At 60.8% G+C, this 25,727-nt stretch carries 21 protein-coding genes; 6 read left to right on the forward strand and 15 right to left on the reverse strand.

The features are described from left to right. Positions 1 to 44: 44 nt before the first annotated feature. A complete protein-coding gene (locus ACVOLR_RS06295; RefSeq protein ID WP_481535677.1) occupies positions 45 to 872 on the forward strand; it encodes a restriction endonuclease in 828 nt (275 codons plus the stop codon). Between the two features lie 42 nt (positions 873 to 914). Here ACVOLR_RS06295 and ACVOLR_RS06300 read toward each other — a convergent pair whose 3' ends face one another. The 3 genes from ACVOLR_RS06300 to ACVOLR_RS06310 are packed head-to-tail and all read right to left on the reverse strand — an operon-like array spanning position 915 to position 6,423. Continuing rightward, complete coding sequence (locus ACVOLR_RS06300; RefSeq protein WP_481535678.1) at positions 915 to 2,027, reverse strand: hypothetical protein; 1,113 nt, start codon at positions 2,025 to 2,027, stop codon at positions 915 to 917. A gap of 3 nt (positions 2,028 to 2,030) precedes the next feature. Beyond that, positions 2,031 to 3,680, reverse strand: coding sequence for a hypothetical protein (locus tag ACVOLR_RS06305; protein WP_481535679.1), 1,650 nt, complete (start codon positions 3,678 to 3,680; stop codon positions 2,031 to 2,033). Next, the gene (locus ACVOLR_RS06310; RefSeq protein WP_481535680.1) at positions 3,673 to 6,423 is read right to left on the reverse strand and encodes a type VI secretion system Vgr family protein; all 2,751 of its coding nucleotides are present in this window, start codon (positions 6,421 to 6,423) and stop codon (positions 3,673 to 3,675) included. Before ACVOLR_RS06310 ends, ACVOLR_RS06305 begins: the two co-directional genes overlap by 8 nt. A gap of 342 nt (positions 6,424 to 6,765) precedes the next feature. Between ACVOLR_RS06310 and ACVOLR_RS06315 the strand changes: the two genes are divergently transcribed. Beyond that, positions 6,766 to 7,554 (forward strand): hypothetical protein, encoded by a 789-nt coding sequence (locus ACVOLR_RS06315; RefSeq protein WP_481535681.1) that lies wholly within the window; start codon positions 6,766 to 6,768, stop codon positions 7,552 to 7,554. 121 nt (positions 7,555 to 7,675) lie between these two features. Here ACVOLR_RS06315 and ACVOLR_RS06320 read toward each other — a convergent pair whose 3' ends face one another. The 3 genes from ACVOLR_RS06320 to ACVOLR_RS06330 form a co-directional block, all read right to left on the reverse strand. Continuing rightward, positions 7,676 to 9,007, reverse strand: a complete 1,332-nt coding sequence (locus tag ACVOLR_RS06320; protein WP_481535682.1) for a S41 family peptidase — start codon at positions 9,005 to 9,007, stop codon at positions 7,676 to 7,678. A gap of 190 nt (positions 9,008 to 9,197) precedes the next feature. Continuing rightward, entirely contained in the window at positions 9,198 to 10,409 is a 1,212-nt protein-coding gene (locus tag ACVOLR_RS06325) for a nuclear transport factor 2 family protein (protein WP_481535683.1), read from the reverse strand. A 94-nt stretch (positions 10,410 to 10,503) separates the two neighbouring features. After that, positions 10,504 to 11,547 (reverse strand): helix-turn-helix domain-containing protein, encoded by a 1,044-nt coding sequence (locus ACVOLR_RS06330; RefSeq protein ID WP_481535684.1) that lies wholly within the window; start codon positions 11,545 to 11,547, stop codon positions 10,504 to 10,506. A gap of 294 nt (positions 11,548 to 11,841) precedes the next feature. Between ACVOLR_RS06330 and ACVOLR_RS06335 the strand changes: the two genes are divergently transcribed. Continuing rightward, positions 11,842 to 12,954: a PIN domain-containing protein gene (locus tag ACVOLR_RS06335; RefSeq protein WP_481535685.1), complete on the forward strand. Its 1,113-nt coding sequence runs from the start codon at positions 11,842 to 11,844 to the stop codon at positions 12,952 to 12,954. A gap of 400 nt (positions 12,955 to 13,354) precedes the next feature. After that, positions 13,355 to 14,233, forward strand: a complete 879-nt coding sequence (locus ACVOLR_RS06340) for a restriction endonuclease (protein ID WP_481535686.1) — start codon at positions 13,355 to 13,357, stop codon at positions 14,231 to 14,233. Positions 14,234 to 14,430: 197 nt separating this feature from the next. On the opposite strand, the gene ACVOLR_RS06345 is transcribed toward ACVOLR_RS06340, so the two are convergent. The 7 genes from ACVOLR_RS06345 to ACVOLR_RS06375 all read right to left on the reverse strand — a co-directional run bounded on the left by ACVOLR_RS06345 (position 14,431) and on the right by ACVOLR_RS06375 (position 20,497). Beyond that, on the reverse strand, positions 14,431 to 15,003 hold the full coding sequence (locus ACVOLR_RS06345; protein ID WP_481535687.1) for a lysozyme inhibitor LprI family protein: 573 nt from the start codon (positions 15,001 to 15,003) through the stop codon (positions 14,431 to 14,433). A gap of 245 nt (positions 15,004 to 15,248) precedes the next feature. Continuing rightward, entirely contained in the window at positions 15,249 to 16,127 is an 879-nt protein-coding gene (xerC, locus tag ACVOLR_RS06350) for a tyrosine recombinase XerC (RefSeq protein WP_481535688.1), read from the reverse strand. 16 nt (positions 16,128 to 16,143) lie between these two features. Then, positions 16,144 to 16,821, reverse strand: coding sequence for a DUF484 family protein (locus ACVOLR_RS06355; protein WP_481535689.1), 678 nt, complete (start codon positions 16,819 to 16,821; stop codon positions 16,144 to 16,146). Continuing rightward, positions 16,818 to 17,669 (reverse strand): diaminopimelate epimerase, encoded by an 852-nt coding sequence (gene dapF / locus ACVOLR_RS06360; RefSeq protein WP_481535690.1) that lies wholly within the window; start codon positions 17,667 to 17,669, stop codon positions 16,818 to 16,820. Before dapF ends, ACVOLR_RS06355 begins: the two co-directional genes overlap by 4 nt. Next, on the reverse strand, positions 17,662 to 17,895 hold the full coding sequence (lptM, locus tag ACVOLR_RS06365; RefSeq protein ID WP_282269555.1) for an LPS translocon maturation chaperone LptM: 234 nt from the start codon (positions 17,893 to 17,895) through the stop codon (positions 17,662 to 17,664). The genes dapF and lptM overlap by 8 nt, the downstream gene beginning before the upstream one ends. A gap of 52 nt (positions 17,896 to 17,947) precedes the next feature. Further along, entirely contained in the window at positions 17,948 to 18,370 is a 423-nt protein-coding gene (locus tag ACVOLR_RS06370; protein ID WP_481535691.1) for a YbaN family protein, read from the reverse strand. Between the two features lie 18 nt (positions 18,371 to 18,388). Beyond that, complete coding sequence (locus ACVOLR_RS06375) at positions 18,389 to 20,497, reverse strand: S9 family peptidase (protein WP_481535692.1); 2,109 nt, start codon at positions 20,495 to 20,497, stop codon at positions 18,389 to 18,391. 103 nt (positions 20,498 to 20,600) lie between these two features. Between ACVOLR_RS06375 and ACVOLR_RS06380 the strand changes: the two genes are divergently transcribed. Next, the gene (locus tag ACVOLR_RS06380; protein WP_481535693.1) at positions 20,601 to 21,803 is read left to right on the forward strand and encodes a pyridoxal phosphate-dependent aminotransferase; all 1,203 of its coding nucleotides are present in this window, start codon (positions 20,601 to 20,603) and stop codon (positions 21,801 to 21,803) included. A gap of 418 nt (positions 21,804 to 22,221) precedes the next feature. Here the strand turns inward: ACVOLR_RS06380 and ACVOLR_RS06385 are convergent, their stop codons facing one another. Both ACVOLR_RS06385 and ACVOLR_RS06390 read right to left on the reverse strand, forming a co-directional pair. Continuing rightward, on the reverse strand, positions 22,222 to 24,321 hold the full coding sequence (locus ACVOLR_RS06385; protein ID WP_481535694.1) for a prolyl oligopeptidase family serine peptidase: 2,100 nt from the start codon (positions 24,319 to 24,321) through the stop codon (positions 22,222 to 22,224). 68 nt (positions 24,322 to 24,389) lie between these two features. After that, positions 24,390 to 24,707, reverse strand: a complete 318-nt coding sequence (locus ACVOLR_RS06390; RefSeq protein WP_481535695.1) for a hypothetical protein — start codon at positions 24,705 to 24,707, stop codon at positions 24,390 to 24,392. 136 nt (positions 24,708 to 24,843) lie between these two features. Between ACVOLR_RS06390 and ACVOLR_RS06395 the strand changes: the two genes are divergently transcribed. Further along, complete coding sequence (locus tag ACVOLR_RS06395) at positions 24,844 to 25,446, forward strand: lipocalin family protein (protein WP_481535697.1); 603 nt, start codon at positions 24,844 to 24,846, stop codon at positions 25,444 to 25,446. Positions 25,447 to 25,727: the final 281 nt, after the last annotated feature.

Below are 25,727 nucleotides of genomic sequence, written 5' to 3' on the forward strand. Positions count from 1 at the left end.
ACCCTGCTCAAGCGCTACGTTGCACTCTGGAACGGGGGGTTCGCATGGGACGCAGAACAAAACAATCCGCAATCGGCGCATTGGCAACCATGCCGTGGCCAGTAGGCTTCCTCGCTGGGATCATCGGCTTCATCCTGGTGCGCTACGGCATCCAGTGGTTCCTGTCCCTTCAAGGCGGCATGCTGGCGCAAGCCTTTGCCCAACAATCCAGTCCTGTCTTCGCGCCGCTGGCATGGATGCTGCTCGGCATCTGCTGGATCGCCGCCCTGACCTCCTACCTCAATGCCCACAAGCGCCGCCGCTTCCTGGACACCCGCACCACGCTCGAAAGCCTTGCGGCCGGCGGCTGGCGCCATTTCGAGCAACTCGTAGGCGAAGCATTCCGCCGCCAGGGCTATGCGGTGGAAGAAACCGGGCTGGGTGGCCCCGATGGTGGCATCGATCTCATCCTACGCAAGGACGGCCGACGCACGCTGGTGCAATGCAAACAGTGGAAGCGCCAACAGGTAGGCGTCAGCGTGGTGCGCGAGATGGCCGGGCTCCTCGCCCACCATCAAGCGCAGGCAGTGAAGATCGTCTGCATCGGCAGCTATACCTCGGACGCGGAGGCATTCGCCAGAGGAAAGCCCATTGAACTGATCCGTGGAGAGCAGCTGCTGGAGATGATCCAGGCCGCGCGGCAGATGGATGCACCACGGCGTCAGCCAGATCAACGTAGCGAACCGACATGGACGCAGCCGCCAGCCGACACCTCCCCGCAACGCCAAACCTGCCCACGTTGTGGAAGTGCGCTCGTACAACGGACCAACAGGCGCACCGGCGAGGGCTTCCTTGGATGCAGCCAATACCCAAAGTGCAGAGGCAGCAGCTAAGGGCTGCAGCTTCCACTGTTGCCCCGAAGCCACGAGTGGCCATCAGCCGATCCGTGGAGCGGCCTGGTCACTGGCCCACAGCCAGAAGGTGCTTCCCCAATCGCTGCCCGCGATTTCAGGAAACACCTCTCCCTGTTTGAAATAGCGACGCGAGCCTTGCGCAGGCGTATACCACCACCCGCTGACGGGCACCGCCCTCCCGGCAGGCACCCGCTCCGGGCGAAGATCAACGTTCGAGGAGCCGGAGTACGTTCCATCTATCTCTTCAAACTCGCCTTCGATCATCTCTACGAAATACCATTCGCAACTTCGCTTCTCAAAAGCTTCAGATGCGAGCAATGAGGCGGCAACACCAGGGGGCAACGGGGTAACGCTAGACCACTCCTCTGGGTTTATCGATTGATTCTCACCAAGCGCTTCATGCAATCCGGCCTCATCCCCCCATAGGCCGCCCCGACCAACTTTCGCAGCCAGTTTGCGCCCAAACTCGTTAAGCGTGCGAGCTTCATAAAGCTCACCATAGCCGCCTGTCCAAGCGAACTGCAAAGCTGCATAAGGGTCGTCCTTGGCAACATACACCCCGGTGCATGGCGGTACCTGATCGCTCGTCGCAACGATGTCCGTGCGAACACGGAAGCGGGGAATCTTGTGGCGATCCACATGACTTTCGTTCCATATGAGCCAGAACCAAAAATCGTTGGGGCTTCTGAGCGGCCCCGCAACTGAGCTGACTTTCGCCGCATATCTAAATGTTGACTCTGCGTAATCGCGTAAAACACGTTCTTGATCAGGTGTGGACCAGAGCATGTGGTTTCCGTACTCATCGAGCATGCGACCACATTGCATCTCGCCCAAAGTCCCGTAGCGTTGACTCGATCGCATGGCAATGCTTCTCAAAGCGCCCTCCCTGAAATCAACCAAGGCTGGGAACGCATGTGTCGAGAAATGTGCCGCTGTATGCAGCGGCTGCCAACCGCCAACTGCCATACCCAACACATCCAAGGATGCGCGATCGTCGAGAAAGCCGTTCGCCATAGCAATCAATTTGTCAATTCGAGGCAGCAAACCCTGCAGGTACTTCATGGAGGTGAAGTGATACAGCAGGGTAGCCTGTCGCTTGTGCCACTGATTGAGAGAAACTTGAGAATTTTCCATAAGCTATTGCTTCGTCTTCTGGCCCGGAATATTTGGAAGACCCAACTTCACCTGATTGGATTGCGAACCAAAATCCAATGATCCCCAGCCCGTGTCGAATGGGCCCGATATCCTTGGATTGGTTATAGCTTCGCGGACACTGACATGCTTAACCTTGTCGGCAGCTGACAACGCGCTCCAGTTGCTATATGTCAGGATACTGTTCGGCGTCAGCTCACCCGTGATCTGATCTACGTCATAGAACTTCATGGTGTCGGCATGGCTGTTCACAGGCTTGTTGTCCGTTCCTCTCGGGAAGGATCCGTCTGAGTGATAGGGAACGCTAGCATCGAATTTTATCTGTTCGTAACCACCTTCCAGATAGTGTCCCGGCAGTAGATTGTCATCCTTTGTCTGCGCAGACGCAGGACCCTGCCATACCTTTAGCTTCTGCCCAGCTTTCAATTCATAAACGACGAATTGACCATTCGGATTCCAATCGGGCCAAACAGCCAGATTCTTTCTCCAACTGGTACGTGGGGAAGCAGACGCCTGTATAGCCATGAATACATCTTCGGTCATCCAGTCCGATCCTGCACCGCTGTTTGAAGGGGAAACAACGCGATAAAGCTTCAACGGCCCCTCCAATAGCTGTGCCTTCATACCTTTTGCGAAGCTCTGAATCTGAAGGTCCGATAAGCTCGGGTAACCATTGGCAACGGCCCTCTTAACGCGAGCCGATTCTTGTACCGGATCCAACGCCTCGAACTTAGTCGGCTTCCCCTTGCTCAACCAAGCCGGCGGCGGACTCGTCCGCTGCATGAGCGTGACAGCATGGGCTTCCGGCAACGTCCCTGTAAAATGCACATTGCGCGCATCGAGGATGCCGCCACGCTGCAGGATGTCTTCGATCTCCAAACGTCGGATGATCGTTTCCATGATCTCGTGAACAGGCCGCAACGCAGCGCCAATGTAGCTATTGATCTCCTCACGCACACGCCCAACGAGCGCCATCGTTGTCTTGGCGCTGGTTCCTATGATCGGAATGTCCTCAACCTTTCCAAGCAGATTGCGCATCAACAAGATGCCGCGGTCAAAAGCCTTCAGCAAATTGGCCGAGGTCACCAACCCGCGAACGATGCGCACCTGACGCGCCAGTTCATGAAATACGCGGTCCCAGCGCAGATGCTTCCAGTACTGGGCGACCTCCCTTCTGCGCAACAATGTGATAACCCAGCTCATCGCCTCGTCAACAGCACGGGTAACGTGATTCAGGCCAAATCGACGTACGAACAAGAAAAATATCTTCAGCACGCCCTTGACCAGCGATCCCAGCGTTGGGAACAAGCCAATCAAGGTAAGCACGAGGCCAACCCAGGCCCATGTGTTGCTTTTGTCTTCGTCGATCTGCTTGCAGTTGGCGATTATGTCGCGCACATCGCAAACCTGATCAACACCAGGAATCATCGATACAACCGTATCAAATACGACTTGGCCGGTACTGCGCTGCTGATTGAAGTCTCCCTGCAGCGCCTCCCACAGCCACACAAAGACATTTTTCCCGCCGTCTACAACGTTGTTGTACTGCTCGGTAATGAACCCGAGCGCTTCGCGCAGTTGCTGCACACTTACAGGTGCGGCTTCATTGGGGCGATCTTGCTGCGGATCACCCATGATCCGCTCCTTGCCCGATGTTCCCGATCAGCTCCAGCGCAGGCCAAGTATCTTCTGCACTGGGCTCGCGCGGTTCGTAGACAATCTTCTCAACATCCCGTGCAGGAATCGGCTCATGGTGGGCTTGCCCCTCTTCATTGAGCTTCCCATTGATCACGGACCCACCCTTGAAGTGGATCTCATATGGGGTACCTTCCATGGCTTGCAGGGTCTCGGCATCTTGAAGATGAAGACCAATCCAGCGCGCTACCTTCGCCGCGCCGTTTGGTAGTGAGGGAATGAACGGCTCTGCGTTCTCTCCCCCCATAAAGGGATGATCCCCAGCCTTGACCGTGAACTCCCCCGGGCAACTGAAGGTGATATCGCCACCTTCCAAAGTGATCGCACTGCTCCCTGCCTGCAGCACCACCTTGCTCTGCGCGAGCACATCAATGCGAGCATCGGTGGCAGTGATGGTGATTGCCTGATCGGATAGCAGCTCCAGCCCGCCGTCGTGCGCCTGCAGGCTGACCGGGCCATTGGCGGCAATCACGCGCACCGGGCCGCTTTGCGCGAACAGTGAAACCTGTCCGCCGGAGACGGTGGCGATGGTTTCGCCGCTGCTGGTGTGCAGGTCTTGTTGCACGGTGAGTTGCAGGTTCTGACCGGCGTAGGCAATTGCGCTCGCTGGCGTGGTCCATGCGATGTGATTGGGGGCTTCGACCAGCAGCATTGGCCTGGCGAAGCGCTCAACAGGCTCATCGCCGGGGTTGCGGCCATCGCTGGGTTTGAACTGCGACTGCCTGTTGACCTCGCCTGCAAATCTTCCGTCGGCGCGCGGGTCGGCCAGTTCGCGCAGCATGCCGGTGCTCTGCCATGCGGATAGTCCGGGAACTTCCTGTTGCTGCAACGTCTGCTGCATCTGCTGCAGGCTGCGCTCGGCGCCTTTGAGTTGGGCGACGACTTCGGCGTTGTCCATCACCGTGGATGCGGCGTGTTGCTGGGCGCTGGCTGACAGCAGCAAGCCTTCGCCGGCATGCACATTGCTCCAGCCCTGCGTTGCCAGCTCGAAGCCTTCGCCACGCAGGGCGCCGCGTGCTTTGTTCTGGTGCTGGATCAGATAGCCAAGCTCCAGACGGCTATCCGCCAATGAGCTGTGCAGACGCGTGCGCAGCTGGCCCGGCGTGTCATCGATCACCCAATGCTGGGTGCCGCTGCCGTCGTGTGCTTCGGTGTGCAGGCCGCTGAGCACGCCGGGGTGCTGCGCCTGCGCATCAATACCGCCGCCAAACGGCGGTTCGACTTCACCGTTGTACAGCTGGCCGGTGATGCGTGGCTGGTCGATATCGCCGTGCAGGAATTCCACCAGCACTTCGCTGCCGATGCGCGGCAGAAATGCAGTGCCCCAGTTTGGTCCGGCTACCCATTCGACAACCGGCACCCAGCTGCCGCTGGTCTGGTCGCCGGGCGCGTGCCCGGGCTGGCTGCTGCCGGTGTCACTCAGGCCGCCCGGATTTGGCGCACTGCCGCGCTGCCAGTTGAACTGGATGCGCACCTGATGGTCGCGATTGGGGCTGAGCGCAGCGTCGGCAACGCCAACCACCCGTGCGGTCTGTGGGCCGTGCAGGCTGGGCTTGTCTTGCGGCAGTGCTCGCACCGCAACCGAAGCATCTGTGGCGAGGAACTGGTTGCGGTAGCTGCCGCGCTCCAGCTCACTGTGACCCAGCAGCTCGGCAATACCGCTTTCCAGATTGTTGACGGCCGCGTGGTGCACCACCAGCAGCTGGAAGGCCTGCGCTTCATGCTGTGGATGCTGGACAAGGCTGAAGCGACTGCCAGCTGCCAATCGGCGCTCACTGCCGCTACCGCTGTACAGCACCTGCGACACCCGCAACGCGTCCAGCCGTGCCTGCGCTTCACTTTGCGCCCAGCTCGATTCGGCGAAGCGGCCAGCGCGTGGCTGCACATGGACCTCAAGCGCAGGCAGATCGCCGGTTGTGGCAGTGGCCTGCGCTGAGACGGCTTTGACCTTCTCGCTGTGCCAGCTAGCAACCGTGCTGCTGTTGGCCACCAGCTGTTGATGTTCGGAAAATGCGCTGATGCCATCGGCGGATTCGCTTGCGGCAATACGATGAAAGCGCACCGAACCTATGTCAGGAAGTTCCGCCTGCGGCCCGAACACCACCAGCGTGTGCGCGCCCTCGCCGCCTTGCGTCTGCTCGATGCGCCAAGCCAAGCCTGCCTCGGCAAGCAGACGGGTGACGAATTCCCAATCCGCCTCGCGGTACTGGGTGATAATGGGCCGCTGTGGCAACGCCGCTTCAATGTCAAAGCGATAGGACGCTTGCGGGTAGTCGGCAAATATCCGCTCGCAGACACTACGCACATCAACGTCCTGGAAGATCACCGCGTTGCGGCGCAGACGTAGCAAGGCGGTCCAGGGCTCAAGCACAAGCCGGTAACGAGCCAATCCGCCATCGCTGCCCAGCTCCGCAACTTCGGTACACAGGCCATGCCATTGCCGCAGCGACCCATCGGCTGTACGCAGTTGCAGGGTCAGCGGCTGCTCCAGCCAAGGACCGATATCCAGAAAGGCATCGGTGGAGAGGCAATCAATCTGCAGGCGGTGTTCGCCGCAGACGCTCTCCTGTCCTTCAAACCGTTCCACCACCAGGCTGTCATGCGGGCCTTGCAGTTGAACCAAGCGATTGTGGTGCGACAAGGACGCCAATGAGGCGAGCATTGCCGAGTGTCGGATATCCATATCGACTGACTCATAGCTGGGGTGAGATGCACGCGATGCTCCAGTCGTCGCGAACGCGGAACGATTTAGCCATAGCCCAGAACTGATATGACCTTCGCACCGCATTTTTGAGAACTTTCTCGTGAAACCTGTCAGTACCGCTGTCAGCAATTCACCTCGCTCACGAAAGAAGGCCGGCGCAAGCATTGGGCGTTGACAGCCGCCGTTAACGCGGCAACTCAGCGAGCCTGATTCAACTGCCGACAACACCGCATTTCTTGCTTTCGAACAAGGGCGGTCATTGGCGGCTTGCATGTACAGTGACGAGCTGATCGCAGGTACTCCAATGCAAAAGGCCATGACATGAAGTCACTCCTCTCGCTGCTGCTCTTTGTCTTTACTGGGATCGCTTATGACGTCGCCATCGCTAACAAGGACGCCGCGTGCAGCTGGCCTCTGAACATGCCCTCTGCAGGCCTGCTGCTGGTGGGTGAAGTCCATGGCACCAACGAGGCACCAGCACTGATTGGCGACTTGGCATGCGCCAGCGCAAAGCCCGGAAATCCCGTGGTAGTGGCTCTGGAGGTTCCAATAGAAGAGCAGAAAAGGCTCGATCAGTTCCTGATGAGCGAAGGCTCCGATGCAGATCAGGCGGTACTTCTAGCCAGCCAATTCTGGACGCGCCAGCCCCAGGATGGGCGATCCAGCGCGGCCATGCTGAAACTGTTGCACCGGCTGCGAACACTGCGTGCGGAAGGCGCACGAATCAGCGTGCTGGCCATCGACGATGGCATGCCAGGATCGCGAGACGCCGGCATGGCCGCGCGCATCAGGGCAGCACACAACGCCGTGCCCGCAGTGATTGCGCTGCTGGGGAACGTCCATGCCAGTCGCGAGAAAGGCAGACAGTCGGCACCCGACTACGAGCCAGCCGGATACCTGCTGTCCGACCTGAACCCACACAGCCTCTATGTGCGCGGGCCGGCCGGCACAGCCTGGGTCTGTGTGCCGGAATGCGGTGTCACCTCGATCGCGGGCAATCGGCACGTTGGCGACAAGAGGGGTTACCTGCCAGCAGTTGGAGTGATACCCGGCTATGACGGCCTCTATGCGCCAATGAGCAGCACGGCGTCACCTCCAGCTGTCAACTGAAGGCTCGGGGTTTCTGCTTGCTCACGACGTCAGGCCATGGCCCTGCGAGGGGAGCATCGGAAACCGAGTTCAAACAATTCGACTCTGACCCCGGTTTCGTGCTCCGGCCGGCAGCACACCATCAAGGCTGCGAGCGCAACCATGCTGCCGCTGCTGCAACTACATCTTGTTCGCGGGGCACGGGATTTTCCGGCTGTATACCTTGCAGATACGCAACTCCCGTACGGTCGAGAAATACCGCCGTAGTCAATGCAAGAGCGCCGCCGTCAGGAAGCGCAAACGACTGGTTGGCCGTCGAGAGTCCCGCCGTCGGCTGCCCGAAGAAGCTGGTACCAGGGCGGCCTTGGAACGCAACCGCCACCGCCTCGCCTGAGCTTGCCGTCCTGGGACCCAGAAGCACCGCGACGCGGCTGTGGGAAAGATCGACGTCGCACGCCTTGGATGGCTCGGCGCGCCACGCCGTTGCCACACCATTGCGGTCCCGGAATGCACCAAGATCGGGGTCACCCAACAATGGCCTCAGCCCCTTGATCATCGGCCACATATTGCCCCCGGTGTTATCGCGAAGGTCGAGGATCCAGCCCTTGCTTGCAGTCTTCGCCAAGCCTGCGATGTGCTCACAAAGTTGGGCGCTGAATATATTCCCGGCCTTGGGATCAGAGCCGCGCAGACCCGGCACCAACAGATAGCCGATGTCCTGCATTGGCTTGGCTTCTACGGCCTGCGTCGCGACTGCACCTGCGCGATAGGTCGAAACGGCACTGGGCGCCTGCACGGAGCTATGCTGGTCTGCAAGCGCAGTCAAAACCGTCTGGATCCTGCTGTACGCCTCCTGTGCAGGAAGCTTCTTCAAGTCAGGGGTAAGAAGTGACTTCCGCTCGGCGGCCCAATCCACACGGTTTGCGTTCAGCGCGTTCGCGCGGATGATGGAAATGGCGTTATCGAGCATGTCATAAGCAGACACGCTGCTCTGGGCTGCACTCTCGGCTTTGAGCGTGAGGTGCTCCACATCTACACGCCCTGCACTTCCAAGTGTCACCCCAAGCTTGAGACTGGTCGCCCCAGACGGAATGTAGAGCCGGGCCTCTCTCGGCTGGGAACCCTCATTGAGGCGCACAGGCTGGTCACCCGTGCTTGCGAAGGCCAACGGCTCTTCGGGGCCGTCCGCACGGACCCAGAGCGCAGCGTTGCCGGTGCCGCTTTTGACCAGAAGCGTGCCGGTGAGAACTACTTCCCGTCCCTGAAAGGCCGCTGCGTCAATCGTGGTAATGGCGCCGACGAACTGTTTTTCCCCTGTCGACTCGGCGGACAAGGCAACTGCCGCGCCACCGGCTTTCGAAATATCGCCGGAGCCGCTGACCAGCGACTGGGTGCTGGTGCCCCGCCAAGCCGTATCCGCCTGGGCACAGCCACTGAAGAACACAGCAGAAAGCAAAAAGGCCAAGCGATGCATAGTCAACTGCCTTGTTCGACTTGAAGCGCAATCCTAGTTCAGACGTCTCGCATTCACCACAAGACCCGCAAGCAGGCCATGGAAACCGGAAGTGCAGCAAGTGATGGGCTGGAACCAACTTCATCCGGAATGGTCGTCGATCATGCCCGCCGCCATCCAGCAGCGGGCAGCTTGGCTTCGCTGCTGTTACTCAACCACCTGCTTGGGCTGCATTTTGTAGTGCTGCACTATCAGCCTCCAAGCGCTGGATGATCGCAGCCACCACGCCACGCGTGGACTCCCAGTTCATACCGGTGATGAGCCGGCCATCAACCTCCACATGCGATGCACCGCGCGCGCCATGGCTGAACTGACCTTTGCTTCCACGCAGGCGCTGCTCGATCGAGAACGGGAAGGTCTTGTAGTACGCCGCGCTCATGTCCTCGTAGGCGTCTGGATAGCCGGTGACACGCTTCCCGCTGACCAGCGCGGTGCCATCGGACAGGGTCAGGTTCACCAGCCCGGCGCTGCCGTGGCAGACCGCCGAGACGATGCCGCCCCGCTGCTCATAGATGCGCACCGCCAACCACTGCATGCCAGGGTGCTCGGCAACGCCATACATCGCGGCACTGCCGCCGATATACATCAGCGCGGCGTAGTCGCTGGCAGTTACCTCGTCGGGCCGGCGCGTGTTGGCCAGCGCCCACATCATGTCTGCGTCATAGATGCCGGCCTTGTGCTCTGGGTTGCGGGTGTCGATGTAGGCCAGCGGCACGGCGCCGCCTTCGGGGCTGACGAACTGCACGCCGTAGCCGGCCTCACGGAAGCCGGCATAGGCGTGGATCAGCTCCAAGAAGCTGTTGCCGGCGCTCAGGCGGGTGCCAGGCATGGTGTCCACGTTGGATACCGCCAGCAGCACCTGGCGGCCATGCGCGGGTGCGGTTTCGCGGGTGGCGGTCTTGCTGATGATCAGCCAGCGCCCTTCCAGCTTCTTCAGCAGGAACAGGTCGACGAAGCGCGCCTGATCCTTGCTGATCAGAATCTCCGCCTTGGCGGTGGCGATGTTGCCTTCGACCTCGATGCCGAGCAGGCGACCGACACGGCCGTTGAACAGCCCCGGCTCCTTGCCGAACCAGCTGGTGTATTCGGCGATGCCCACCTCGCGCATGCCGTCCGTGCCCTGGCTCAGGTATAGCCGCGCATCGGGATGGAAGGCGCGACTGAGCCGATCGCGCTGGTTGTACGAACTGCCGCGCAGATAGTCCTGGATGACCGCGGAGATCTCACGCTGGTCCGACACCGGATCGGCATGTGCAAGCCCGCCGAACCACAGCGCCAAGCTGGCCAAGGCGAACCATCGGATAAGACGTGCTGGCAGCGAAATCACGCCGGCAGTGGCCGGCTTGGAACGCGTTACTGACATGAAGGAGACTCCGCAGGATGGGTGCCCCGAAGTCTGCGGAATTCCTTTACGAATCAATCTACTGAAGCGTGTTTACGGACTCACCAAACACGTTTCAAGAGCCAGCCACCACGCGCGACTGGGCCTGCCGCCACGCCGCAGGCGTGGTCCCTTCCGCCTTCTTGAAGCTGCTGTAGAAGGTGGAGGTGGACAGGAAGCCGGACGCCTCCGCCACATCGTCCATCGATGCCGACGCCTGCGCGCGCAGCAACTGCTTGGCCGCCTCGATCCTGACCTGCGCCAGGTAGGGCTTGAAGGCGGTCTTGAGATTGTCGTTGAGCAGCTGCGACAGCCGAGCCGTGGGTATGTTGAGCCGCTTGGCCAGCTTGGCCAGGGTCAGACCCGCGTCCTTGTACAGACCTTCGTCGGCCATCAGCGTATGCAAGGCGCGCAGCGTCGCCTCGGCTTCGCTGGGCGCGATCTTGCGGTCGCGGTAAGGCTCGGCCGCCGGAGCAGGCTTACGCCGGGCAAGCGCAACGCTGATGCTCAGGTACAACACCAGGGAGAACGACAGCGCGCCGACGATGTACGACGTCAAGCCGGAGGTGGCATAGGCCAACCAGATCACGCCCACGCCCACGATCACCGAGACCACATGGCTGCGGCTCAACGCGCCAGGCGCCACATCAGCGCGACTTTGCTTGCCGCCGCGCAGGAACAGCCCCGCTGCCACCAGCAGACATACCAGCCAGATCACCTGGATGGAGGCCCACACCGGCCCAGCCCACAGCCAGACGTTGTCGGTATAGGGCCAAGCGATACCAAAGGCAGCCGCCAGCACCAGCAAGCCCAAGGCGATTGCCGCATCGTTCCGGGTTTGCCGGCCATCGGGATCGAGCCAGGCGCGCACGAAACCGATCAGGCAGACGCCGATGAAGAAACAAGCGGTCAAACCGACCTGCAGAACCAGCTTGGAGATGTCGTGCCAGAAGTAGACCAGCACGGACTTGCCGGTGCGCAGGCTCAACATCAGCACCAAAGCCGCCAGCCAACGCTGGGCAGGCCTGACGGGCTTTCGGCATAGCAGATAGACCGACAACGCCGCACCGTTGAAGACGCCCAGGCCGGCGAAGAAGAACAGCAAGTAAGACGTGAGCATGGGTTGATGGGTGCCCGGGAGAAAGCGGATGGGTCTGGTTGGATTCAGCGCCCAGAAGTATGTCTGCTTCGGGTTGTGGCGTCATGGGAGCGAAGTGAACCTGACACTCTTATCGGTGACCGACATTCCGCCAATTGATAAGATAGCGCTTGGGGTTGCTTCGTACGATCTTGTTTTCATACTAGGGCTGCAACCACGAATGGCTATCGATGATGAATCTCGCCCTTGTATGACTAATTACCCCGGCACTGATGCGCCCAAGTGCCTTAATGGACTATAAGGCACTAAAAAGCGATGCCCTCTCTCCACATCTTCATCGACACAAACATATTCCTGAATTTCTATTCGTTCCCGGACGACAATTCTTCCGTGCTTAAAGAGCTTATAGAGTTGCTCGGGCCGGACAAGATCAATCTTCACCTACCCCAGCAGGTTGAAGATGAGTTCTGGCGCAATCGCGAGTCCAAGCTATCTGCTGCCATCGTCGAGTTCAAGAACGCAAATCTGCCGACTGGCGTACCGAATCATATGCGGGGAACAGAGACGGCCAAGCAGTACCATGAGGCAATTGAAAGTGCCGGGAGCGCTCGAAAAAAGTTAGTTGCTAATGTTATAGGTTTGGCTGTACTGCAACAGCTCGACGTAGACGTACAAGTAGAGGCCGTCTTCGGCAAAGCAGTCAAGTATGACGATTGCGAAGATATATTGGCGCGTGCCGTTTTCAGGATGCACAAGGGCAATCCTCCAGGGAAAGCGGGAAACATCGGAGATCGCTACAACTGGGAGACCCTTCTTGCCAAGGCACCCAACGAGGATCTGTACATCGTCACCAAGGATGGCGACTTTACTTCAGTGCTAAGCAGCTTGGAGAAGGCTATCCGCCCCATGCCCTTCCTCGCCAAAGAGTGGGCGGCTAAGGCCGAAGGGCGAAGCGTTTACGTCTATTCCTCTATCCGCGCTCTTTTAGACCATTACAAGAAGCTCGAAGCGCAGCCCGACGAGGAGCCGCTCCAGCCAGAAGAGGCCGTACTGCCAGTGGCAGTCCTTCCAGCCGCCCCCCCCCTCGAAATCAATGCTGCGCATCCTTTGCCACACCCTGTGGTTAACGAGGCCAAGGAGAAAGCCATTGAACTGCTTCTCAACAGCCAAAGCTTCGCTCAGACGCATCATGCAATCGACGTCTTAGACAAGATGATGCCCCTGCTTACGGCGACTGATGCGGATAAGCTCTTTGAGGCAGCAACAACGAATCAGCAAATTAGCTGGATCATCTCTGATACGGATGTTCACAGTTTCTTCGTGAAGTTGCTCAACATGCACTTCGTTGATGCTGATAGTGATCTTGTAGACGAGATGATAGAGACGCTGGGCCTTGGGACAAACGAAGCAGAAGAACCGGAAGCGTGATCAGTCCAGCTCGCACCATATTGGTCGTAGCTGCGATTCTGTTACGTAGTCGGGTGACTTCAAGGAGGCTCGATTGCGCCTGGTATCCACCAAACGCGCGGTGCCGCGGTGGTGGGGGCTTTGGGCTGACCCATCGATCTACCCGTCATGCCTTGCGACGGATAGACAGGCATGACAGGCGTGTGACTTGCATGCGCTTTTATAGCTGGCGGCAGAGGTTGCTCTGGGCCAACAGCTGATGACTAAACTAATGAATCACTGCGCCGCCATACGAACGACCAAGATAGTTCTCGATACGCTATGGTCGCCGACTGACCTTGGCTGGCACTGGAAATCCTGAGACACTCGGGCTCCCCGTCCGCTTCCTCAGAGGGACTACGAGATAATAGTCGAGAAAGAAATGTCTAACATTAAGTCTTCTGAGATGCGCGCGATTGATCGGGTTCTTGCCATGGAAGGGGGCTATGTTCTCAATTTCTCTGATCGTACGATTGCTGAGTTCTTTCTGGACGAACTCAACATCGACTTCAATGATCCGCAGTTCCAAATAAACGGCACCTCAAAAGCAAAGCGCCTTCGCACCTTCCTGCAGATAGTGGATAGGTCGACCGCTGCGAAGGCGCTTCGGGAATTGTTCAAATATCGTGTCGAGTTCTATAAAGAATCTAAGCAGGCGGACCAAGTGCCAAACGCCGAGGGTATCCTTCTAGAGATCATTGGTCGATTGGAGGGCAAGACTACGGATCAAGCTGATCGCGGCGTGGCACCTCGGCCTACCCACGTGCCCGTGCCAGTTGAGGTTCTGAAGTCTGAGCTCATGGCACTCCACGATATGGCACCGCACCCGCGCGGGTACGCGTTCGAGGCGTTCCTTATTCGAATGTTCCAAGCGTACGGACTTCAGCCCAACAGCCCCTTCCGACTTGTAGGTGAGCAGATTGACGGAAGCTTCAAGTTCGACGGTGAGTTCTACTTGCTGGAAGCCAAATGGCAAGGCCCGCAGACGCCCGCATCGGACCTGCGTAACTTCCACGGTAAGGTTTTAGAGAAAGCGGTGTGGGCGAGAGGTCTGTTCATCAGCAACAGCGGCTTTACCACTGATGGACTTCAGGCTTTTGGCCGCGCTAAGAGCATTGTCTGTATGGACGGCCTAGACCTCTGGACCATGCTTGATAGACGAATCCCGTTGCCGGAGGTCTTGGACCGGAAGTTACGCCATGCAGCAGAGCGGGGCGATGTTTTTTGCTCAGTACGCGAGCTTTTCGGAATCCATTCCTGATAGAAGCCGGTGCGCCAGCCAGTGAGCCTAGCGCCTAGGTTGATTCAAGCATCAGCGCAGCTAAGTCTCGGTAGCTCGGATAACTTTCCAGCGGACGCGCGCCACAAGGAGCAAGCCAGCACTCCTCAGTTCGGATGAATAAACCACGCACCCTACTCAGCGAATGTCTGCAGCCGGCCAGGAGCGGACGTTCAACTCTATATTGTCTGCATTTCCTTAAGCAGAGGCTCGAGCTCGACGATCCGCGAGATGGTAACGCTCTCTAGCGCGCTGGCGTGGATGAGAGGCTGGATGCTCCCGCCGTGGTACTGGCTGGACTGGAACTCAGCGCTAGCCTCGCGATATCGAAGCCACATCTGCTGAGAATTCTCGAATGCGTCTAGGCGGCCACCAGAAAGATGCTGTCGCAAATCTTCAACCAGAGCGGCAAGCCTTTCTTCGGCTCTGTGAAACGACGCTGCAGCATGTCGATTCATGTCCGCTTGAGTCATGTGTTCCGAGTGATCAGTGGCGTAGATCTGGACGGCCTGCTCTTGGTAGGCGGCGGCCAGTGTCTTCGCTGAGTTGGCCTTTCCCATAATCGTGTCTTCAAGCACCTTCAGATCATCAAGGGTAGTACCTGACGCCTCTAAGTTCTTCTTCAGATCGAGCAGCTTTTGCTGCTTATCGATCTGTTCGAACATGGGCTTCTGCTCGATGCGGCGCCGCGCTAAAAATCCCAATCCCGCTATCAGCGCTCCGAGAACGGCATAGAGGAATTTCTCTAGCATTTGCCACGCACCCCTAAGGTTTCCAAGGCCATCTAGCTACCTAATAGCCGGCCCCGTGGGTCCGGCGATACGACTTGCCCTCAAAGCACCATTTGGTTGACTTTCCCCTTAATACGGCTCGATCTTAGGGCGCTTGGGTCCAGCTAACAAGCCAGCGTATAACCGGACCCAGCGGTAGGATCGGCGGCGGCACGAATGGCCGCTATGGGTCGAAAGCAGCCGTCTATGAAAGATAGCGACCAACGTCAACTCTTCCGCTTCGCCCTAGGATGCGCAGCATCATAAACCTTCGCAAGATGCTGGAAATCCAAATGCGTATAGATCTGCGTGGTCGCAATATCAGCATGCCCCAGCAGCTCCTGCACGCCACGCAGATCGCCTGAGGATTCCAGAATATGGCTGGCGAAACTATGCCGCAGCATATGCGGGTGCACGTTTTTGAACAGGCCCTGGCGTTGCGCCAGCTGCTTGATGCGGATCTGCACGGCGCGTTGGCTGATGGGGCCGCCGCTGCGTCCCGGGAACACTGGTTTCTCGCCGGTGCCGCCGCTTTCCTTGCGCCACTCCTGCAATGCGTTCATTGCATGCGAGCCGACCGGCACGGTGCGTTCGCGGTTGCCCTTGCCGTGCACCAGCACGATACCACTTGCGGTATCGAGGTCGCGCCAGCGCATGGCACAGAGTTCGCTCAGACGTAGGCCTGATGAATAGAACAGTTCGAGCAGCGCGCGGTCGCGTAGGCCCAGCGGTGCGTCGGTGGGTAGTTCGACCAGCTGCACGGCTTCGTCGGCGTCCAGCACCTGCGGCAGTTTGCGCGGCGCCTTGGGCGCGCGCAGGCCGGCGGCGGGGCTGTTGTCGATGACGTTGTTCTTCAGCAACCAGGCGTAGAAGCTGCGGCAGGCAGATAGGCGGCGTTGCAGGCTTTTTGCCGACAGCCCGCGGCGATGCTCGCTGGCGATGAACTCGCGCAGCTGGTCGCCTTGCAGGGTTTGCGGGTCGGCGACTTCATGCGCTTCGCACCATTGCGTGAGCGCGGTGAGGTCGCGCTGGTAGGCGTCCAGCGTGTGCGCCGACATGCGGCGCTCGACCTGCAGATAGGACAGGAACGCCTGGACGGCACTCATCGCCGTGTTACTCCACTCAAGCGCTGCGGAAGCGCTGCAAACCCGTCACCAGCGATTCGCCCATCATGCGCAGGAACAGCGTGCCCATGCCGGGATAGAAGCGGTTGGGGTCGTAGCTGCCTACCGCGATCAGGCCAACGCCCGGCAGCGGCAACAATGCGGTGGACGACACTTCGTTTACCCGCTCGCCGTACAGCACGTCGTTCTTCTCCTGCTGCAGGCGGCCGCAGATGGGCTCGCCGTCCTGCAGACAGTCGTGGAACGGGGCCAGCTTGGCGTCGTCCTTGGCGATGACCTGCAGCCACGGTGCTTCGGCCAGTTCCGGCACGTCGTCGAAGGAGACGATGCGCACCAGGTCGCCAGCGAAATCTTCTTCCAGCGAGGCAGCCATCGCGCGCAGGGTGTCGGCGGCGCTGGTCTGGCGCATCAGCGCCAGGGTCAGCTGGTGGGTACGCACGGCCAGCCGTTCGTTGATTTGCGCGTTGGCGCCGAGATCGACCAGACGCCGTGACAGCTCGCGGTTCTTGTCGCGCAGCACTTCCAACTGGTAGCTGGCGAGCGAGGCGGTGGGGCCGTCGTCGCGCGGCACCACCATGGTCAGCGCCAGGTCGGGGAACTGCTTGAGGAAGGTCGGATGACGCCGCAGCCAGGCTGCGACTTCATGGGCACCGATTTTCTCGACTGTGTCGTTCATCCCATCCACTCTCCGTCGAATACGAATGCTGCCGGGCCGGACATCACGATCTCGGCATCGTCTGCCGGCCATTGGATACGCAGGTCGCCACCGGGCAAGGAGATCAGTGCATCACGCTGCAGGCGACCGCGCTGCATCAGCACTACCGCCGCCGCGCAAGCGCCGCTGCCGCAGGCCAGGGTTTCGCCAACGCCGCGCTCGTAGACGCGAAGGCGTGCGTGACCGGCATCCATCATCTGGGCGAAACCGACATTCACCGATTCCGGGAACGAGGGGTTCTGCTGCAGCAGGTGCCCTACCCGCTCGACCGGTGCGGCATCAACCGAGCCGACTTCCAACACCGCGTGCGGGTTGCCCATCGATACGGCGCCGAAACGCACGTTCTCGCCCTGCAGCGAGGTCATGTATTCCTCGCGCGCACGCGGGAAGCCAAGCAGCGGAATCTGCGCCGGCTCGAACTCGGGCTTGCCCATGGCAATGGCGTATTCGCCATTGGCCAGGCGCTGCACGGCGTGGGTGCGGGTGGGGCTGTCGATGATGAAATCGTCGCCCTGCACGGCACCGTCGCGTACCAGCCAGGCGGCCACACAGCGCGCGCCGTTGCCGCACTGCTGCGAGGTGGAGCCATCGGAGTTCCAGATGCGGTAGGACGCTACCGCGCCTTCGCTGCGCGGAGCTTCGATGGTCAGGATCTGGTCGCAGCCGACACCGCGATGGCGGTCGGCCAGCAGCGCTGCCTGCTCGGCATTCGGCGGCGCGCTGCCATCACGCAGGTCCAACACCACGAAATCATTGCCGGCGCCATGCATTTTGCTGAAGCGCATGTGCCCTGTTGCTGACTTACCCATTTACGCCAGCACCACCGGTTCCGTCTTCAATGGCTTCGTCGGCCTTCTTATCGGCGGCCGGGTCGGGCTTTTCAGTGGCGGGCTGGTCAGCCGGGGTGACTTCCTGTTCCTCGATCGGCACCGGCTTCTGCGGCATTACCAAGGGGCCCTTGTTGCCGCAGGCACTGAGACCGAGCAGCAGGAAGGCTGCCGGGATGAGAATCAGGAAACGGGACGTCTTGTTCATCCCCCGAGTATAGCCACTGGACCATGAAGTCCGAACCGCGATCTCACCCTGTTCAGCGTTCGCCGGGGGGCAAGGGGTGCAGCCACAGCCACAGGCAGACGCAGGCCATGATGCTGATCGAGGTCCATTTCACCCAGGCCAGCGGCACGCACCACAGGGTGATCAGGGCACAGGCCAGCATGGTCAGGCTGGCCATCCACTTGCCCTTGCGACTGACTGCGCCGTGCGCCTGCCAGTCGCGGATGGCCGGGCCGAAGCGCGGGTGATCCAGCAGCCAGCGGTGCAGCCGCTCGGAGCCATGCGAGGCCGCCCAGGCCGAAATCAGCACGAACACGGTGGTGGGCAGCCCCGGCACGAAGATGCCGACGATGCCCACGCCCAGGCTCACATAGGCCAGCAGCCACCACGCCCAGCGCATGCGCGGTGGGCGTGTGCGTGGATCGGGACGATCACGTGGCGGCGGTGTATCAGGCATCGCTACGACCCGGCTGCGTCAGTCAGCCAGGCCCAGCTGCCCCAGCACGAAGGCGAAGGACTCGGCCTGTTCCTTGTAACGCTGGAAGCGGCCGGACTTGCCGCCGTGGCCGGCTTCCATGTTGGTGCGGAACACGATGGGCTGGCTGCCGGTATTGACGTCACGCAGCTTGGCCACCCACTTGGCCGGCTCCCAGTACTGCACCTGCGAATCCCACAGGCCCGTACCTACAAACAGCGACGGGTAAGCCTGGGCCTGCACGTTGTCGTACGGCGAGTACTTGAGCATGTAGTCGTAGTACTTCTTCTGCTCCGGGTTGCCCCACTCGTCGTACTCGTTGGTGGTCAGCGGGATGCTGGCATCGAGCATGGTGGTGACCACGTCGACGAACGGCACCTGCGCAACCATCACCCGGTAATCGCCCGGGGCCTGGTTGGCCACCGCGCCCATCAGCAGGCCACCGGCGCTGCCGCCCGAGGCTGCAACGCGGTCCTTGGCGGCATAGCCCTGTGCGACCAGCGCGCGGGTCACATCGACGAAGTCATTGAAGGTGTTCTGCTTGTGCAGCAGCTTGCCGTCGTCATACCAGCTGCGGCCCATTTCCTGGCCGCCGCGGATGTGGGCGATGGCATAGACCACGCCACGATCAAGCAGGCTGATCACGCTCTGGTTGAAGTTGGGGTCCATCGACATGCCGTAGCTGCCGTAGGCGTACTGGTACAGGGCGGCAGTGCCGTCCTTCTTGAAGCCCTTCTTGTAGACCAGCGACACCGGGATGCGCGCGCCATCGCGGGCGGTCACCCAGACGCGCTCGGTTTCATACTTGCTCGGGTCATAGCCGATCACCGGCTGCTGCTTGAGCAGGCGGCGCTCGCCGGTCTTGACGTTGAGTTCGTAGGTGGTGGCCGGCGTGGTGAGCGAGGTGTAGGTGTAGCGCAGCCACTCGGTATCGGGCTCTGCGTTGACCGACAGACCCATCGAGTAGGCCGGCTCATCGGCCTTGACGAACTCGCTGCGGCCATCGGCGAACAGCAGGCGCACGCGTTCCAGCGCTTCGGCGCGTTCAGCGATGGCGGTATAGCCGTCGAACAGCTCGAAGCCTTCGATCAGCACCTGCGGATCGTGCTTGACCCAATCCTTCCACTGCTTGCGGTCAGTGGCACCTTCCGGCGCGGTGACCAGCTTGAAGTTGGTGGCGCCATCGGCATTGGTGCGGATCACCCACTGGCCGTTGTAATGGTCAGCGTCGTATTCCACGTCGCGCTCGCGCTTGGCCAGCACGGTGAACTCGCCGGGATTGGCGGCAGAGGTGTAACGCAGCTCGGAGGACACGGTGCTGTCCACGCCGATGGTGATGAAACGGTCGTCGCGGGTGCGGCCGATGCCCATGTAGAAGCTGTCGTCCTTCTCCTCGTAGACCAGCACGTCGGCGCTGGCCGGGGTGCCGAGCACGTGCTTCTTGACGCGCACGGTGAGCAGGGTTTCCGGGTCGTTCTCGACGTAGAACAGGGTGCGGTTGTCATCGGCCCAGATCACATTGGCCGACACGCCTTCGATCACGTCGTCCAGCATCTTGCCGGTGCTCAGGTCCTTGATGCGGATGGTGTACTGGCGGCGGCCAACGGCGTCTTCGGCGAAGGCCAGCAGCTGGTTGTCACGGCTGATGTCCATGTCGTCGATGCCGAAGTAACCCTTGCCTTCGGCCAGCACATTGAGATCCAGCAGCACTTCTTCCGGCGCCTGCATATCGCCCTTGCGACGCGCGTGGATGGGGTAATCCTTGCCGGTCTCGTAGCGGGTGTAATACCAGTAGCCGCGCTCGCGGTAGGGCACGCTGGCGTCGTCCTGCTTGATGCGGCCGACGATCTCGGCGTAGAGCTTGTCCTGCAGCGGCTTGAGCGGCGCCATCAGGGCGTCGGTATAGGCGTTCTCGGCGTTGAGGTAGGCCAGCATCGCCGGCTCCTTGCGCTCGTCGTCGCGCAGCCAGTAATACGCATCCTCGCGCTGCGCACCGAACGGTGCGGTCACCGTATGCGGACGCTTTTCAACATCAGGCGGGGTGGGCTGGGAAGCGGCGGCGGTATTGATCATCAGGCTTGCAACCAACAGGCAAAGAAGGGGTTTCATCAGGTTCGCTCCGGAACAGCGGTGGTGCATCCAGTGCAGCAGGCCACAGTGTGCCACGCCCGGCGCTTGCCCCGCTGCCATCAACGGCGCCTATCATGCAGCGATGAACACGCCCCACACCCCACACGCCCCATACAGCCGCCGCAGTCAGGAGATCGCGCCCTTCCATGTCATGTCGCTGCTGGCCCGCGCCAATGCGCTGGAGCAGCAAGGCCATGACGTGATCCACCTGGAAATCGGCGAGCCCGATTTCACCACTGCCGAGCCGGTGGTACGTGCCGGCCAGGCCGCATTGGCCGCTGGCCATACCCGCTATACCGCAGCGCGCGGCCTGCCTGCCCTGCGCCAAGCCATTGCTGGCTTCTACGGCCAGCGCTACGGGCTGGATATCGACCCCGAGCGGATTCTGGTTACCCCGGGCGGCTCGGGCGCACTGCTGCTGGCCTCCAGCCTGCTGGTGGACCCGGACAAGCACTGGCTGCTGGCCGACCCTGGCTACCCCTGCAACCGGCATTTCCTGCGACTGGTGGAAGGTGCGGCGCAGCTGGTGCCGGTGGGGCCGGAAAGTGGCTATCAGCTGACCCCGGAGTCGATTGCGGCCAACTGGAATGCTGGCAGTGTTGGGGCGTTGGTGGCCTCGCCTGCCAATCCGACCGGCACTACCTTGGATGCTGGGCAGTTGGCTGGCTTGTCGTCTGCGCTGAAGGAACGCGGTGGGCATCTGGTGGTGGATGAGATCTACCACGGGCTGACTTATGGCTTTGATGCGCCCAGCGTGTTGGAAGTGGATGACGAGGCGTTCGTGTTGAACAGCTTCTCCAAATACTTCGGCATGACTGGCTGGCGCCTTGGCTGGCTGGTGGCTCCGCCGCGTGCGGTGCCAGAGCTGGAGAAGCTTGCGCAGAACCTGTACATCAGCGCACCGTCGATGGCGCAGCATGCGGCGCTTGCGTGTTTCGAGCCGGAGACGATTGCGAATTTCGAGCAGCGGCGGGAGCAGTTCCGGCAGCGGCGGGATTATCTGTTGCCGGCGTTGCGTGCGCTTGGGTTCCGGATTGATGTGGAGCCGCAGGGGGCGTTCTATCTGTATTGCGATGTGAGTGCGTTTACCGATGATGCGCAGGCGTTCTGTGCACATTTCCTGGAGACCGAGCATGTGGCGTTTACGCCTGGCCTGGATTTTGGCAACTACCGGGCCAACCAGCATGTGCGGATTGCGTATACGCAGGATGTTGGGCGCTTGCAGGAGGCGGTGGAGCGGATTGGGCGGGGGTTGGAGAGTTTGGGGCGCAGAACCAAGGGGTGAGAGGGGCTTTGGCTTTGGCTTTGGCTTTGGCTTTGGCTTTGGCTTTGGCTTTGGCTTCTGCTTTGGCTTCTGCTTTGGCTTTGGCTTTGGCTTGTTCCCTTCTCCCGCTTGCGGGGGAAGGTGCCCGAAGGGCGGATGGGGGGAGGCCTTTGAGCCTTTGAGCCTTTGAGCCTTTGAGCCGTTGAGCCTTTGAGCTTTTGAGCCTTGGAGGGAGCTGCCTCAGTTCACCGTCAGTACTCCGCTCTACCCTCACCCCAACCCCTCTCCCGCAAGCGGGAGAGGGGCTTAAGCCGAAGCACTCAAAGCGGAGCAAAGCAAAGCAAAGCAGAGCAGAGCAGAGCAGAGCAAAAACAAACGCCACCTTTCGGTGGCGTTTGTTTTGCATCACTTCAAACAAAACTTCACTTCAAACCAAGCATCACTTCTTGCTCAGCTGTTCCCACAGGAAGCTGTAAGCCAGTGCCGACATATGCGCAGCCTGCGCATTGTTCGCCGCACCACCATGACCGCCTTCGATGTTCTCGTAGTAGGTCACATCCTTGCCTGCGTCGATCATCTTGGCCGCCATCTTGCGGGCGTGGCCCGGGTGGACGCGGTCATCGCGGGTCGAAGTAGTGAACAGCACCGGCGGGTAGCTCTTGGCCGGGTCGAACAGGTGATACGGCGAGAAGGTCTTGATGTAGTCCCAATCGGCCGTGTCCGGGTTGCCGTACTCGGCCATCCACGAGGCACCGGCCAACAGGTGGCTGTAGCGCTTCATATCCAGCAGCGGAACCTGCACCACCACCGCACCGAACAGCTCCGGGTACTGGGTAAGCATGTTGCCGGTCAGCAGACCGCCATTGCTGCCGCCCTGTACGCCCAGGTGCTTGGCCGAGGTGATGTTGCGGGTGACCAGATCCTGCGCAACCGCCGCCATGTCCTCATATGCCTTGTGACGATTCTGCTTCAGCGCGGCTTGGTGCCAGCGCGGGCCGTACTCACCACCGCCACGGATGTTGGCCACGACATACACGCCGCCCTTGTCCAACCAGGCGCGGCCCATGCCGCCGGAATAGCCCGGGGTCAGCGAGATTTCAAAACCACCGTAGCCGTACAGCAGGGTCGGATTGGAACCGTCCAGCTTCATCGCCTTGTCGTGCACCACGAAGTACGGCACGCGGGTGCCATCCTTGCTGGTGGCGAAGTGCTGTTCGATCACCTTGTCGCTGGCGTCGAAGAACGCCGGCATGGTCTTCAGCACTTCCGGCTGCTTACCGATCTCGGCAAGGGCCAGCGTGGTCGGGGTCAGGTAGTCGGTGACGGTCATCCACACCGCGTCGCTTTCATCCGCGTCCACCGCGCCAACACCAATGGTGCCGAAGGCCGGTGCGCCGGTGAAATCGCTGCTCACCCAGCCATCCTTGCCGTGGGTCAGCACTTTCAGGCGGTTCTTGACGTCGTCCAGCACGTTCAACACCACGTGCGACTTGGTCCAGGTGGTGCCAGCCAGCGAGGTCGTATCGGTTGGCGCGAACAGTACGTCGAACTCGCGCTTGCCGGCCATGAAATCATCAAACTTGGTCGCCAGCAGCGAACCGGCGGTATAGGTCTTGCCACCCACGGTCCACGGCTCACGCAGCTCCAGGGTCAGCCATTCGCGACGAATACCCTTTTCGGCCGAGTTCGGTGCGTCCACCTTGGTCAACTTGCCGTCTGCGCCGATCAGGAACAGCTCATTGTTGTAGAAAGCAACAGTGCGGCTGACGAAATTACGCTCGAAACCCGGCGTATCGTCGTGCATCGCCGAGATATACATGTCCTCCGGCTTGCCCTCGTACACCGTGGTTGCCGCGGTGATCGGGGTGCCGCGCTGCCAGCGCTTGACCACGCGCGGGTAGCCAGAGGTGGTCATCGAGCCCGGGCCGAAGTCGGTGTAGACGAACACGTTGTTCTGGTCGATCCAGCCCAGGCCGCCCTTGGCCTCGGCACGGAAGAAGCCGTCCTTGATCCAATCCTTCGTGGAGATGTCGAACTCGCGGGTGACATCGGCGTCAGCGCCACCGCGCGACAGCGCGATCAGGCAGCGGGTGTATTCCGGGCGCAGGCAGTTGGCGCCGTGCCATACCCAGTTCTCACCCTCGGCCTTGTTCAGTGCGTCCAGGTCCAGCACGGTTTCCCACAACGGCTCGGCCTTGCGGTACTCGACCAGCGTCGTACGGCGCCAGACGCCGCGCTCATGCTGCTTGTCCTTCCAGAAGTTGTAGTAGTAATCGCCGATCTTCTGGACACCCGGGATCTTGGCGTCCGAATCCAGCACTTCGCGGATACCAGCCTCCATCGCCTTGAACTGCGGGGTCACGGCCAGGCGGCCTTCGGATTTGGCGTTCTGCTCCTTCACCCAGCCCAGCTGTTTGTCGCCGGTGACGTCTTCCAGCCAGGCGTACTTATCCTGGGAGTCGTCAGCCGCCATGGCGGCCCCGGCCAAGCCGGAAGAAAGCAGACCCGCCACAAGGCAGGCAGAAGTGAGTCGAGACATGTTGGCTCCATGCAGTCATAAGCCGCGAACGCTAACACAGCCCCCTGCCCACCCCCACGTGTCGAAGGTCAGGCCGCCTGTGGCAGGCGGCGCCGGGCCGGGCGACGACCACGGGTGGCCTGCGGGCCGCGCTTACGCGGCTTGGTGTGGCGATTCCGCCATGCTGCGGGTAGGCGAAAGCGGTACAAGGCCCACCAGGCGCTCAGTGGCATGCCCAGCAGCCACAATGGCAGCCAGCCGATCCAGTCACTGTGGCCGCGCGCCGCTGGCCACACCAGCACCAGCGCCAGGCCAGCCAAGGCTACCTGTCTGACGCAGCGCAACACCTGCGGGTCGGGCGCTTCGGGCGCGTTACGGCGGGATGACGATGCGAGCGGCTTGGTCATGACGTTCTCCGGCAACATGGCTGTGTTGGAGTGCATCCTCGGCGGCCGCCATCTCACAGACTGCGACCTGCCATTGACGGGCGTATCGCTGCCCGTCGAACATGCAACCCTGACCTTCATAGGTGCCAAACCCGTAATGCGACCGATTCCCGTCTTTGTGTCCGCCATGTTGTTGAGTCTCGCCCTGCCTCTGAGCCCGGCTTTTGCACAGGAGGCTGCTCCGGCGGCAACGACGACGGTGGAGGGAATCGCCGAGGGCCCGATTGACCTGCAGCGCTTCATGGGCCGCTGGTATGTGATCGGCCGGGTGCCCAACTTCATCGAGCGCGGCCATGTAGCCAGCGTCAACACCTATACCCTGCGCGACGACAACAAGGTTTCGATCAAGTATCAGTTCCGCGATGGCTTTGCCGAGCCCGAAGATGAAATCGAAATCCGCGCCAAGGTCGACGAAGACAGTGGCAACCGTCGCTGGCGCACCTGGTTCTACCGTGTAGTGCCCACTCGCTCGCGCATTCTTGAGGTTGCCCCGGATTATTCGTGGGCGCTGATCGGCTACCCAGGCCGCGAGATGGCATGGATCTTCGCCCGCGAACCGGACATGGACAACGCCACCTACCGCCAGCTGGCAACGCGCCTGCGTGACAAGTACGACGTCAACACCGACAAGCTCAAGCGCGTACCGCAGCACCCGCAGCAGGTGGACAAGCTGGGCTTTGAAGTCCCGAACAAGAAGTAACAGGGCCGGTTTGATACTGCTGTTGTAGGAGCGGCGTAAGCCGCGAAGCTGATATCGCTGCAGCCTGCGAAGAGCTTACCCCTCCCCACCCCTCCCCTCCGCCTTCGGCGCAAGGGAGGGAGCAACGCGTAGCGCCGAGCCATGCTCGGCAGAGGCTTTACCGGTAATGCCCCCAGCCGAGCATGGCTTGTATGTTCCTCCCGGCTCCTACGAGGTATGTAAGAGCTAGGGTGGAGGGACCGTCAACATGATATCTGCGGGTACCAGCCGACAGACGAGCC

Source organism: Stenotrophomonas sp. STEN030 (assembly GCF_056759995.1).

Excerpts from the sequence above, each read along its gene's own strand:
- ACVOLR_RS06295 (WP_481535677.1), top strand. The coding sequence starts at position 45 with ATGGGACGCAGAACAAAACAATCCGCAATCGGCGCATTGGCAACCATG.
- ACVOLR_RS06300 (WP_481535678.1), bottom strand. The coding sequence starts at position 2,027 with ATGGAAAATTCTCAAGTTTCTCTCAATCAGTGGCACAAGCGACAGGCT.
- ACVOLR_RS06305 (WP_481535679.1), bottom strand. The coding sequence starts at position 3,680 with ATGGGTGATCCGCAGCAAGATCGCCCCAATGAAGCCGCACCTGTAAGT.
- ACVOLR_RS06310 (WP_481535680.1), bottom strand. The coding sequence starts at position 6,423 with ATGGATATCCGACACTCGGCAATGCTCGCCTCATTGGCGTCCTTGTCG.
- ACVOLR_RS06315 (WP_481535681.1), top strand. The coding sequence starts at position 6,766 with ATGAAGTCACTCCTCTCGCTGCTGCTCTTTGTCTTTACTGGGATCGCT.
- ACVOLR_RS06320 (WP_481535682.1), bottom strand. The coding sequence starts at position 9,007 with ATGCATCGCTTGGCCTTTTTGCTTTCTGCTGTGTTCTTCAGTGGCTGT.
- ACVOLR_RS06325 (WP_481535683.1), bottom strand. The coding sequence starts at position 10,409 with ATGTCAGTAACGCGTTCCAAGCCGGCCACTGCCGGCGTGATTTCGCTG.
- ACVOLR_RS06330 (WP_481535684.1), bottom strand. The coding sequence starts at position 11,547 with ATGCTCACGTCTTACTTGCTGTTCTTCTTCGCCGGCCTGGGCGTCTTC.
- ACVOLR_RS06335 (WP_481535685.1), top strand. The coding sequence starts at position 11,842 with ATGCCCTCTCTCCACATCTTCATCGACACAAACATATTCCTGAATTTC.
- ACVOLR_RS06340 (WP_481535686.1), top strand. The coding sequence starts at position 13,355 with ATGTCTAACATTAAGTCTTCTGAGATGCGCGCGATTGATCGGGTTCTT.
- ACVOLR_RS06345 (WP_481535687.1), bottom strand. The coding sequence starts at position 15,003 with ATGCTAGAGAAATTCCTCTATGCCGTTCTCGGAGCGCTGATAGCGGGA.
- xerC (WP_481535688.1), bottom strand. The coding sequence starts at position 16,127 with ATGAGTGCCGTCCAGGCGTTCCTGTCCTATCTGCAGGTCGAGCGCCGC.
- ACVOLR_RS06355 (WP_481535689.1), bottom strand. The coding sequence starts at position 16,821 with ATGAACGACACAGTCGAGAAAATCGGTGCCCATGAAGTCGCAGCCTGG.
- dapF (WP_481535690.1), bottom strand. The coding sequence starts at position 17,669 with ATGGGTAAGTCAGCAACAGGGCACATGCGCTTCAGCAAAATGCATGGC.
- lptM (WP_282269555.1), bottom strand. The coding sequence starts at position 17,895 with ATGAACAAGACGTCCCGTTTCCTGATTCTCATCCCGGCAGCCTTCCTG.
- ACVOLR_RS06370 (WP_481535691.1), bottom strand. The coding sequence starts at position 18,370 with ATGCCTGATACACCGCCGCCACGTGATCGTCCCGATCCACGCACACGC.
- ACVOLR_RS06375 (WP_481535692.1), bottom strand. The coding sequence starts at position 20,497 with ATGAAACCCCTTCTTTGCCTGTTGGTTGCAAGCCTGATGATCAATACC.
- ACVOLR_RS06380 (WP_481535693.1), top strand. The coding sequence starts at position 20,601 with ATGAACACGCCCCACACCCCACACGCCCCATACAGCCGCCGCAGTCAG.
- ACVOLR_RS06385 (WP_481535694.1), bottom strand. The coding sequence starts at position 24,321 with ATGTCTCGACTCACTTCTGCCTGCCTTGTGGCGGGTCTGCTTTCTTCC.
- ACVOLR_RS06390 (WP_481535695.1), bottom strand. The coding sequence starts at position 24,707 with ATGACCAAGCCGCTCGCATCGTCATCCCGCCGTAACGCGCCCGAAGCG.
- ACVOLR_RS06395 (WP_481535697.1), top strand. The coding sequence starts at position 24,844 with ATGCGACCGATTCCCGTCTTTGTGTCCGCCATGTTGTTGAGTCTCGCC.